This window comes from Actinophytocola sp. (assembly GCF_036402745.1).
Lineage (GTDB): Bacteria > Actinomycetota > Actinomycetes > Mycobacteriales > Pseudonocardiaceae > Actinophytocola.
This window is the reverse complement of the sequence record NZ_DASWSJ010000374.1, coordinates 1-10,834: the sequence shown is the minus strand read 5'-3', so window position 1 is coordinate 10,834 and position 10,834 is coordinate 1. Positions and strand designations below refer to the sequence as shown.

The 10,834-nt window shown below is 71.4% G+C and carries 7 protein-coding genes; 4 read left to right on the top strand and 3 right to left on the bottom strand.

Going from position 1 to position 10,834, the window contains the following annotated elements:
- Positions 1 to 482 precede the first annotated feature (482 nt).
- Positions 483 to 1,826 carry a glutamine synthetase family protein gene (locus VGD70_RS33030; RefSeq protein ID WP_331088375.1) on the bottom strand — a complete coding sequence of 448 codons (1,344 nt, stop codon included), beginning with the start codon at positions 1,824 to 1,826 and terminating at the stop codon, positions 483 to 485.
- 23 nt (positions 1,827 to 1,849) lie between these two features.
- Positions 1,850 to 3,127 carry an MFS transporter gene (locus tag VGD70_RS33025; RefSeq protein WP_331088382.1) on the bottom strand — a complete coding sequence of 426 codons (1,278 nt, stop codon included), beginning with the start codon at positions 3,125 to 3,127 and terminating at the stop codon, positions 1,850 to 1,852.
- A gap of 80 nt (positions 3,128 to 3,207) precedes the next feature.
- Between VGD70_RS33025 and VGD70_RS33020 the strand changes: the two genes are divergently transcribed.
- Genes VGD70_RS33020 through VGD70_RS33010 form a run of 3 tightly spaced genes read left to right on the top strand, consistent with a single transcriptional unit; the run spans position 3,208 to position 6,427 of the window.
- Complete coding sequence (locus tag VGD70_RS33020) at positions 3,208 to 4,173, top strand: GlxA family transcriptional regulator (RefSeq protein ID WP_331088373.1); 966 nt, start codon at positions 3,208 to 3,210, stop codon at positions 4,171 to 4,173.
- A 35-nt stretch (positions 4,174 to 4,208) separates the two neighbouring features.
- Positions 4,209 to 4,910, top strand: a complete 702-nt coding sequence (locus VGD70_RS33015) for an LppX_LprAFG lipoprotein (protein ID WP_331088371.1) — start codon at positions 4,209 to 4,211, stop codon at positions 4,908 to 4,910.
- On the top strand, positions 4,910 to 6,427 hold the full coding sequence (locus tag VGD70_RS33010; protein ID WP_331088369.1) for an MFS transporter: 1,518 nt from the start codon (positions 4,910 to 4,912) through the stop codon (positions 6,425 to 6,427). The genes VGD70_RS33015 and VGD70_RS33010 overlap by 1 nt, the downstream gene beginning before the upstream one ends.
- Before the next feature lie 7 nt (positions 6,428 to 6,434).
- On the opposite strand, the gene VGD70_RS33005 is transcribed toward VGD70_RS33010, so the two are convergent.
- Positions 6,435 to 7,988 (bottom strand): alpha/beta hydrolase, encoded by a 1,554-nt coding sequence (locus tag VGD70_RS33005; protein WP_331088380.1) that lies wholly within the window; start codon positions 7,986 to 7,988, stop codon positions 6,435 to 6,437.
- Between the two features lie 159 nt (positions 7,989 to 8,147).
- On the opposite strand from VGD70_RS33005, the gene secA2 reads away from it, so the two are divergent.
- Positions 8,148 to 10,475 carry an accessory Sec system translocase SecA2 gene (secA2, locus tag VGD70_RS33000; protein WP_331088377.1) on the top strand — a complete coding sequence of 776 codons (2,328 nt, stop codon included), beginning with the start codon at positions 8,148 to 8,150 and terminating at the stop codon, positions 10,473 to 10,475.
- Positions 10,476 to 10,834: the final 359 nt, after the last annotated feature.

Sequence of the window (10,834 nt, the reverse complement as noted above, 5' to 3'; positions counted from 1 at the left end):
AGCGTTCGTCCTGAGCCAGGATCAAACTCTCCAACAATGCTTTGTCAGAAAATCATCCCAGCAAAAACCCAACCAAAAGGCCAGGCACAAGCTCACTAGCATATTGAATCGGCACACTGTTGAGTTCTCAAACAACACACGTACATCCATCATGAGCCGCGATGAAGCGGATCAATCGGGAGACGCCAGTTGGTTTACTGCTGTGGTCGGACCCGTCACTCCCTGCTTGGGAGACCGGAGACGGTCTCACTTGGGAGGAGAACCGGGTCCCTGCGCCGCAACACTTTATCTGGTCCGATCCGCGATGTCAAATCGCTAGGCCCAGCTCGCTGCCAGCCACTGAAGTGTATCAGAGGCCTTGCGGTTCACGTCGTCCGGGTCTGGCTCGCTACTTCCGGGCCCGTCCGCCGTGCGGTGCGACGAGAGAAAAGTTAGCGACTAGCCCCGAGCAAAGTCAAATCGGCTGGTCAGCGGCCTGTTTCTCACAGCAGCGGGAGCAGCGTGCGGAGCTCGTAGGGCGTCACCGACCGCCGGTAGGCGTCCCACTCGGCGCGCTTGTTGCGGAGGAAGAAGTCGAAGACGTGCTCGCCCAGCGTCTCCGCGAGCAGCTCCGAGCTCTCCATCTCCGCGAGCGCCTCGCCCAGGTTCTGCGGCAGGTGCGCGTAGCCCGCGGCCCGCCGCTCGGAGTCCGTGAGCGACCACACGTCGTCCTCGGCCGCCGGCGGCAGCTCGTAGCCCTCCTGCACGCCCTTGAGCCCGGCGGCGAGGATCACCGCGTACGCCAGGTACGGGTTACAGGCCGAGTCCAGGCTCCGGATCTCCACCCGACGGGATGACGCCTTGCCGGGTGAGTACATCGGCACCCGCACCAGAGCCGAGCGGTTCGCGTGACCCCAGCACACCGCGGACGGGGCCTCTCCCCCCACGATCAGGCGTTTGTAGGAGTTGACCCACTGGTTGGTGACCGCGGAGATCTCCCGGGCGTGCTTGAGGAGCCCGGCGACGAACGCCTTGCCGGTCGCGGACAGCTCGTAGGGGTCCTCACTGTCGTAGAACGCGTTCCGGTCGCCCTCGAACAGGCTCACGTGCGTGTGCATGCCAGAGCCGGGCTGCTCGGAGTACGGCTTGGGCATGAACGTGGCCCGCACGCCCTGGGTGAGCGCCACTTCCTTCACCACGTACCGGAAGGTCATCACGTTGTCGGCCATGGTCAGCGCGTCGGCGTAGCGCAGGTCGATCTCCTGCTGGCCGGGCGCGCCCTCGTGGTGGCTGAACTCCACCGAGATGCCCATCGCCTCGAGCGTCTCGATGGCGTGCCGGCGGAAGTGGGTCGCGGTGGCGTGGCTGGCCTGGTCGAAGTAGCCGCCGTTGTCGGCGGGGATCGGCTCGCGGCCGTCGTCGAACAGCTCGGAAAGCAGGAAGAACTCGATCTCGGGATGCACGTAGCAGGTGAACCCGGACTCGCTCGCCTTGGCCAGCGTGCGGCGCAGCACGTGCCGCGGGTCGGCCCACGACGGCGTGCCGTCGGGCATCGCGATGTCGCAGAACATCCGCGCCGCGTAGTGGTGGCCCTCCGGGTTCTCCCAGGGCAGCACCTGGAAGGTCGCCGGATCGGGGCGCGCGACCATGTCGGACTCGTACACCCGGGCGAAGCCCTCGATCGCGGAGCCGTCGAAGCCGATGCCCTCGGCGAACGCGCCTTCGAGCTCCGCGGGCGCCACGGCCACCGACTTGAGGAAGCCCAGCACGTCGGTGAACCAGAGCCGGACGAAGCGGATGTCCCGCTCTTCGAGGGTGCGAAGGACGAACTCCTGCTGACGATCCATGCCGGCAGCCTAGGTAGATCGTGTTAACGCCGTGTTTCGGCCCGGAGGGGATCCCGGATCGGGCGAATGGAGAGCGAGAGCAGCGCGGCGACGACACACAGGCCGCCGGCGAAGAACCAGGCCAGGTCGTAGCTGCCGCGCAGGTCGCGGACGGCCCCCGCGCCGACGGCTGCCAGCGCGGCGCCGACCTGGTGCGACGCGAAGACCCAGCCGAACACCACGGGCCCCGCGGCGCCGAACCGGTTGCGGCACAGCGCCACCGTCGGCGGCACGGTCGCGATCCAGTCCAGGCCGTAGAAGATGATGAACACCCACATGCTCGGCTCGGTGCCCGGGGCGAACAGCGAGGGCAGGGCCAGCAGCGACAGGCCGCGCAGCGTGTAGTAGCCGCCGAGCAACAGGCGCGGGTCCACCCGGTCGGTGAGCCAGCCGGAGAAGATCGTGCCGACGACGTCGAAGATGCCGACCAGCGCGAGCAGCGACGCGGCCGTCGTGTGCGGCATGCCGTGGTCGTGCGCGGCGGTGACGAAGTGGGTGCCGACCAGGCCGTTCGTCGACGCGCCGCAGATCGCGAAGCCGGCCGCGAGCAGCCAGAACGTCCTCGTGCGGGCGGCGTCCCCGAGGGTGCGCAGGGCCCGGGCGGCGCTGCTGCCGGTGACCGTGACGGGTGCGACGGCCTCGGTGGCGCCGAGCGCGGTGGTGCCGACGTCGCCCGGGTGGTCGCGGAGCAGGGTGAGCACGAGCGGGACGACGGCGAGCGCCGCGCCGGCCACGACCAGCGCCGGCGTGCGCCAGCCGTGCGCGGTGGCGAGGGCGGCGACCAGCGGCAGGAAGACCAGCTGGCCGGTGGCGCCCGCGGCGGTGAGGACGCCGCTGACCAGGCCGCGGTGGCTGACGAACCAGCGGCCGGTGACCGTGGCCACGAACGCCATCGACATCGAGCCGGTGCCGACGCCGACCAGCACGCCCCAGCACAGCAGCAGCTGCCAGCTCGCGGTCATGAAGACCGTGAGCCCGCTGCCGGCGGCGACCAGGACGAGCGCGCCGGCCACGACCCGGCGCATGCCGAGCCGGTCCATCAGCGCCGCGGCGAACGGCGAGATGAGGCCGAACAGCACGAGGTTGATCGAGACCGCGGCCGAGATCGTGGCCCGGGACCAGCCGAACTCCTCGTGCAGCGGGTCGATCAGCACGCTCGGCACGGCCCGGAACCCGGCCGCGCCGATGAGCGTGACGAACGACACCCCCGCGACCAGCCATGCCCAGTGCAGCCGCAGCCCTTGCCGCGCCCGCGGCTCCACCTGTGTCACCCGGACAGCGTCACCGATGGGTGCGACCGGTGACGAGTGGCCAGATCGCCAATATATGCAAGAATCTGGCCATGACCGTTCCGCACCGGGTCGCCGTGCTCGTGCTGGACGAGGTGATCGGCTACGACCTGGTCATCCCGCCCACCATCTTCGGCGAGGCCACCGACGACGACGGCAACGCGCTGTACGACGTCCGCGTCTGCGGGCTCGACACTTCACCCGTCCGGGTGATCGCGGGGTACACGATCGTGCCCGACTTCGGCGCGGAGGTCCTGGCCGAGTCGGACACCGTGATCGTCCCCGGCACCAGGCTCCCGGGCCCGCGCTCGGACGGCACGCTGCCCGCGCGGGTGGCCGAGGCGTTCGCCACGATCCCGGCACCCGCCCGGATGATGTCGATCTGCACCGGCGCGTTCGTGCTCGGCGCCGCCGGGATGCTCGACGGCCGGCCGGCCACCACGCACTGGGCGCACGCGGACAAGTTCCGCGAGCTGTACCCGAAGGTGTTGCTCGACGAGGACGTGCTGTTCGTCGACGACGGCGACGTGCTCACCTCGGCCGGGCTGGGCGCGGGCGTCGACCTGTGCCTGCACGTGCTGCGCGCCGACCACGGCAGCGAGGTGGCCAACCGGGTGGCCCGCCACTGCGTGGTCCCGCCGTGGCGCGAGGGCGGCCAGTCGCAGTTCATCGACCGGCACGTGCCCGACGGCGGCACCGACAGCACCGCGCCGACCAGGGCCTGGGCGCTGCGCCGGCTCGACGAGCCGCTCGACCTCGCCGGCCTCGCCGAGCACGCGCGGATGAGCGTGCGCACGTTCTCCCGGAAGTTCCGCGCGGAGACCGGCCAGTCCCCCGGCAGCTGGCTGGTGCAGCAGCGGGTGCGGCACGCGATGCACCTGCTGGAGTCCACGGACCTGTCCGTCGACGCGGTCGCCGACCGGGCGGGGCTGGGCACCGGGGCCTCGCTGCGCCAGCACATGCGCGCCGCGCACGGTGTCTCGCCGCTGGCCTACCGGAAAACGTTTCGGGCAAGCTGAGCCGCTCTCAGCGCCACGGCTCTACGATTCCCCGCATGTTCACGCGCCGGATCCTGGTCGCCTCCCTCGCACTCGTCGCCGCGGTCACCACGGCGTGCTCGTCGGACGGGGGCGGTGCGTCCTCCTCGCTGCCGGACGGCGGCACGCTGCTGAAGGACGCCGCCGCGTCGACGGCGGCCATCAGGTCGGCGCACTTCACGCTGACCGTGAACGGCACGGTGCCCGGGCTGAGCGTGGAGAGCGCCGAGGGCGACCTGACCCGCGAGGGCGGCGGGGCCGGCGCGGCGCGGGGCTCGGTGCGGATGACCATGATGGGCAACCTGTTCGAGGGCGAGTTCGTGATCGTCGGCGACAGCGCCTACATCAAGGGCCCGACCGGGGGCTTCCAGAAGCTGCCCGCCTCGCTGATCGCCGGGCTGTACGACCCGGCGGCGATCCTCGACCCGGAGCGCGGCATCGCGAACGTGCTGGCGAAGGTGCGGGACCCGAAGACCGAGGCCACCGAGGACGTCGGCGGCGTGGCCACCTACCGGGTCAAGGGCAGGGCGGCCAAGGACGTCATCGCCAACCTCGTGCCGGGCGTGAACTCCGATGTGGACATCACCTTCTGGCTGCGCAAGGACGGCAAGCACCAGCCGGTGAAGGCGAGCGTGGCGGTGCCGGCCGACGGGTCGCCGACCGTGGACGTCACGCTGTCCGATGTGGACAAGCCGGTCAAGATCACCGCACCGGCCTGATGACGGCCGTGGGGGCGGAGGCGCCGGTGGTGGGGCGCGGGCGGGCGATCGCGATCGGCGCGGGCGGGCTCGCCGTGCTGCTGGGCGCGCTCGACACCTACGTCGTGGTCAGCGTGTTGCGCCAGATCATCGACGACCTGCAGATCCCGGTGAACCGGCTCGAGCGGGTCACCCCGATCGTGACCGGGTACCTGCTGGGTTACGTGGCCGCGATGCCGCTGCTGGGGCAGGCCTCGGACCGGTTCGGCCGCAAGCTGCTGCTTCAGGTGTGCCTCGCCGGGTTCCTGGTCGGCTCGGTGGTGACCGCGGTGTCCGGGGACCTGTTCCTGCTGGTCACCGGCCGGGTGATCCAGGGCGTGGCGAGCGGCGCGCTGCTGCCGGTGACGATGGCGCTGGTGGCCGACCTGTGGGCCGCGCACCGGCGCTCGGCGGTGCTGGGCGCGGTCGGCGCGGCGCAGGAGCTCGGCTCGGTGCTGGGTCCGCTGTACGGGATCGCGATCGCCGCGGTGGCCGGGTGGCGCGGGGTGTTCTGGGTGAACGTGCCGCTCGCGGTGCTGGCGATGGTGGCGGTGCAGTTCACCGTGCCGTCGGTCCGGCGTGCCGCGCGGTCCTCCGTGGACGTCGTCGGCGCCGTGCTGCTGGCGGTGGTGCTGGGGCTGGCGGTGGTCGGGCTGTACAACCCGTCGCCGCGCGAGCGCGTGCTGCCGCCGTGGGGGGTGCCGCTGCTGCTCGCCGCGCTGGCCGTGCTGGTGGGTTTCGTCGTATGGGAGCGGCGGGCGCGGACCCGGCTGATCGACACCCGAGGGGTCGCGCTGGGGCCGTTCTTCGCGGTGCTGGGCGCGAGCCTGACGGCGGGCGCGGCGCTGATGGTGACGCTGGTGAACGTGGACCTGTTCGCCCAGACGCTGCTGAGCCGCGACGACCGGGGCAGCGTGCTGCTGCTGGTGCGGTTCCTGGTGGCGCTGCCGGTGGGCGCGCTGCTCGGCGGCTGGCTCGCCGGCCGGTTCGGCGACCGGTGGCCGGCGTGCGCCGGGCTGCTGCTCGCGGCGCTCGGCTTCCTGCTGATCTCGGGCTGGCCGGTGGACGTGCTGGCCGCGCGGCACGACCTGGGGTTCGTGTCCCTGCCCCGGCTCGACGTCGACCTGGTGGTCACGGGTCTCGGGCTGGGCATGGTGATCGCGCCGCTGTCGTCGGCCGCGCTGCGCGTGGTGCCGGCGGCGCAGCACGGCGTGGCGGCCGCGAGCGTGGTGGTGGCGCGGATGACCGGGATGCTGGTGGGCGTGGCGGCGCTGGCGGCGTGGGGGCTGCACCGGTTCCACACGCTGACCGCGGGCCTGAACACGCCGCTGCCGTTCGGCAAGCCGGCCGCCGAGGTCGAGCGCGAGCTGGCGGCTTACCGGGCGGCGGTGAACTCGGCGCTGCTGACCCAGTACACGGAGATCTTCTTCATCACGGCGTTCGGGTGCGTGCTCGGGGCGGTGCTGGCGCTGTTCGTGGGTGGCCGGCGGTCGTCCTGAGGCGCCGTCAGGGTCTACAGCGGGTGCCTTCGGCGGGGAGCTTGGTGTCGATCAGGTAGGTCGCGCCCGCGTCGTCCACGCACTTGTTGCCCTGCAGGAACACCGTGTGCTGGGTCGCCTCGTAGGTCAGCAGGCCGCCCTTCAACGCCTTCGCCAGGGCCACGCCCGCCTCGTACGGGGTCGCGGGGTCGCTGGTCGTCGAGATCACCAGGACCGGGGGCAGGCCCGCGACCTTCGGCAGGTGCGGCGAGCTCGTCGGCGGGACCGGCCAGAACGCGCACGCGTCGCGGGCCGTGCCCGGCGGGCTGCCGTCGTCGAGGAAGGGCGCGGCCTGCTTGTACCTCGTGTTCAGCTCGCGGATCGCGTTCGGGTCGGTCACCCGGGCGTCGTCGACGCAGTGGATGGCGGTGAACGCGTCCTGGGTCGTCGTGTACGTGCCGTCGGAGCCGCGCTCGAGGTAGAGGTCGGCCAGCGACATCAGCGTCGCGCCCTTCTGCTGGCGCAGCTCGTTCAGCCCGGTGTTCAGGTGGTCCCACAGCTGCTCGGAGTACAGCGCCTGGATGACCCCCGTCGTCGCGTCCTCATAGGACAGTGGGCGGCCGCCGACGTCGACCGGGTGGTCGGCCAGCGGGCGGACCAGGTCCTCGAACAGGCCGAGCGCGCGGTTGGCGTCGTGGCCCAGCGCGCAGTCGTCCTTCTTCACGCACCACGCCACGAAGTCGTTGAACGCCTTCTGGAAGCCGGCCCCCTGCGCGACGGCCTGGTCGGTGGCGCTCTGGTTCGGGTCGACGGCCCCGTCGAGCACCAGCGCGCGCACGTTCCTGGGGAACGCCTCCGCGTAGGCCGCGCCGATGCGGGTGCCGTAGGAGTAGCCGATGTAGGTGAGCTTGTCGTCGCCGAGAGCGGACCGGAGCACGTCCATGTCCTTGACGACGTCACGCGTGCCGATGTTGGCGAGCATCTGCTTGCCGTGCGCGGTCCGCGTGGCGCACTTGGCCGCGTAATCCTTGGCCTGCGTCTCCGCGTTCGTGGTCCCGCCCGGCGACGTGTCGAGCTCGCTGTCGTCCGCGCGCTCCGCGTCGGTCTCCTGGTCGGTCAGGCACTCGACGGTCGGCTCGCTGGACCCGACGCCGCGCGGGTCGAAGCCGACGAAGTCGAACCGTTGCTCGAGCGAAGAGTTCGCCGAGCTGACCGTGGCCGCGGTCGCCAGGCCGGCGACCCCCGGCCCACCCGGGTTGACCAGCAGCGAGCCGATCCGGTCGGCCGAGGACTTGGCGGGCTTGCGCAGGACACCGAGCTTGATGGTGTCGCCGTCGGGCTTGGCGTAGTCCAGCGGCACGGTCAGCCGCGTGCACTGCACGGCGGGATCGGCGAGCGGCTGGCGGTCGTACTCGCTGGTGGCGTAGTTCGCGCAGCCTTCCCAGGTCAGCCGCTGTCCGTAGAACGTCTCCAGTCCCGCGGGCACCGACCCGGCCGGCCCGCGGGACTCGGCGAACGGGAGGTCGGGAGCGGCCGAGCCGCCGACCACCGACGTGCACCCGCTCGCCAGTGCGACGAGCATGATGGCTGCGCCGACCCGGCGCGATCTGGTCACGGCCCGATCCTGCCATCGGGGTGTGAATAGGCTGTTGGGTTGGAACTCATTGGGCCCGTTCCACCGTTACCGTGCAGGACAGACACAGAGTGCGACAGCGAGGAGGTGCGTCGGGTGGCGGCGTTCATGCGGCGCGTCAAGGGCCGGTTCAGCCGGTTCCTGGATCGTCCGGCCACCGTCGACCTCTCCCGCTACCAGGAGCTGCTGAAATCCATCGAGTGGCGCGAGGCCAAGCTCGAGAAGCTCTCCGACGCCGAGCTCACCGAGGCGGCCACCGGGCTGCGCGACGAGGACTCCTTCGGGGAGAAGGAGCTCGCCGAGCTGTGCGCGCTCGGCCGGGAGGCGGCGCGGCGGGCGCTCGACGAGCGGCCCTACGACGTGCAGCTGCTCGGCGCGATGGAGCTGCTGGCCGGGCACGTCGTGCAGATGGCCACCGGTGAGGGCAAGACGCTCGCCGGGGCGCTGGCCGCCGCGGGGTACGCGATCCAGGGCCGGCCGGTGCACGTCATGTCGGTCAACGACTACCTGGCCCGGCGCGACGCGGAGTGGATGGGCCCGGTCTACGAGCTGCTCGGCGTGTCGGTCGGCTGGGTCTCGCAGATCTCGACGCAGGAGGAGCGGCGCGCGGCCTACGCGGCCGACGTCACCTACGGCTCGGTCAGCGAGATCGGCTTCGACCTGCTGCGCGACCGGCTGTGCACCGACGTCGGGGACATGGTCGGGCGCGAGCCGGACGTCGTGCTCGTGGACGAGGCCGACTCGGTGCTCATCGACGAGGCGAAGGTGCCGCTGGTGCTGGCCGGCTCGTCGGACGACGCGCAGAGCGACCCGGAGGTCGCCAAGATCGTCCGCGCACTGCGGCCGGGCGCGCACTACGAGCGCGACGAGGACGGCCGCAACGCGTGGCTCACCGCGCGCGGTTCGAAGATCGTGGAGAAGGCGCTCGGCGGGGTCGACCTGTACTCCGGCGAGCACAGCGACCGGCTGGCCGCGGTCAACGCCGCGCTGCACGCGCACGCGCTGCTCGAGCGCGACGTCGACTACATCGTGCGGGACGGCAAGGTCCACCTGATCAACAGCTCGCGCGGCCGGATCGCGCTGCGCCAGCGCTGGCCCGACGGGCTGCAGGCGGCGGTCGAGGCCAAGGAGCGGCTGCGGCCGACCGAGAGCGGCGAGGTGCTCGACTCGATCAGCGTGCAGGGCCTGATCAGCCGGTACGAGACGGTGTGCGGGATGACCGGCACGGCGTCGGCGGTCGCCGAGCAGCTGCGGGAGTTCTACGAGCTGCGGGTGGCGGTGATCCCGCCGAACAAGCCGTGCGTGCGGGAGGACGAGCCGGACCGGCTGTACGACTCGGTCGAGAACAAGGAGAAGGCGATCGTCGCCGAGATCGCGGCGACGCACGCCACCGGGCGGCCGATCCTCATCGGCACGCGGGACGTGGCGGAGTCGGAGCGGCTGGCGAAGATGCTCGCGGAGGCCGACGTCCAGTGCGTCGTGCTGAACGCGAAGAACGACGCGCAGGAGGCCGCGATCGTCGCCGAGGCGGGGGCGCACGGGGCGGTCACGGTGTCGACGCAGATGGCCGGGCGGGGGACGGACATCCGGCTGGGTGGCACGTCGTCGTCGGAGGACCACGACAAGGTCGCCGACCTCGGTGGGCTGCTGGTCATCGGCACCGGGCGCTACCAGTCCTCGCGGCTCGACGACCAGCTGCGCGGGCGGTCCGGGCGGCAGGGCGACCCCGGCGGCTCGGTGATGTTCGCCTCACTCGCCGACGACCAGGTGATCCAGTACGCGCCGGACGCCACCGCGGGCGAAGAGCCGGACGACGAGGGCCGGCTGACCGACCCGACGACGCAGCGGTTCATCGATCACGCGCAGAAGGTGTCCGAGGGGCTGCAGCTGGAGATCCACCGCAACACGTGGCGCTACACCCGGCTGATCGAGCACCAGCGCAAGGTGCTGCTGGAGCACCGCAACGAGCTGCTGACCACCGACCTCGCGGCCACCGAGCTGGCGGCGCTGGGCCCCGACCGCTGGTCGGCGCTGTCCGACGAGATCGACGAGGACGTGCTGGCCGCCGCGGCGCGGCAGATCATGCTCTACCACGTGGACGAGCGGTGGACCGAGCACCTGGCGTTCCTGGCGGACGTGCGGGAGACCATCCACCTGCGCGCGCTCGCGAAGGAGACCCCGATCGACGAGTTCCACCGAACCGCGATCCCGGTCTTCAAGAAGATCGCCGACGAGATCGCCGCGCAGGCCACGAAGACGTTCAAGTCGGTGGAGATCACCGCGTCCGGCGCCGACCTCGAGTCGGAGGGCCTGCGCCGCCCGTCGGCGACGTGGACGTACATGATCCACGACAACCCCTTCGACACCGACGCGGAGCAGGCGTTGCAACGAGTGCGCGCGATGGTGAAGAAGGTCCGCGGCGGCGCCCGCAGGTAGCCCGCCCGCTGCCCGGCCTGTACCCGGCGCGTGCCGTCGCGCTGCCGGTGTGTGTCTCCGTCGACCAAACTCTCCATTCGCTCACCGAACTTGTCCACAGGCTCGCGCGACCCCTTTGACCAGGGCTTATCTGCGATAGACTGGTCGTGAGGGGTGCCCCCGGAGCGGGTGGGGGCTGCTCTCCCCACGTGCGGCACGGACACGGTCACCCGGTCGGGGTTGGTCGCTCGGGTGTGAGGCTCGCGGGATTTTCGCCTTGGAGGCGAAAACGTGTGCGAGGATTGGGGCATGGCTCAACTACGCATCGCGCTGGCGCAGGTCAACGCCACGGTCGGGGATCTCGACGGCAATGCCGCGCT

What these genes read in the sequence shown, in the direction of transcription:
- VGD70_RS33030 (WP_331088375.1), bottom strand. Translation starts at nt 1,826, where the DNA reads ATGGATCGTCAGCAGGAGTTCGTCCTTCGCACCCTCGAAGAGCGGGAC.
- VGD70_RS33020 (WP_331088373.1), top strand. Translation starts at nt 3,208, where the DNA reads ATGACCGTTCCGCACCGGGTCGCCGTGCTCGTGCTGGACGAGGTGATC.
- VGD70_RS33015 (WP_331088371.1), top strand. Translation starts at nt 4,209, where the DNA reads ATGTTCACGCGCCGGATCCTGGTCGCCTCCCTCGCACTCGTCGCCGCG.
- VGD70_RS33010 (WP_331088369.1), top strand. Translation starts at nt 4,910, where the DNA reads ATGACGGCCGTGGGGGCGGAGGCGCCGGTGGTGGGGCGCGGGCGGGCG.
- VGD70_RS33005 (WP_331088380.1), bottom strand. Translation starts at nt 7,988, where the DNA reads ATGCTCGTCGCACTGGCGAGCGGGTGCACGTCGGTGGTCGGCGGCTCG.
- secA2 (WP_331088377.1), top strand. Translation starts at nt 8,148, where the DNA reads ATGCGGCGCGTCAAGGGCCGGTTCAGCCGGTTCCTGGATCGTCCGGCC.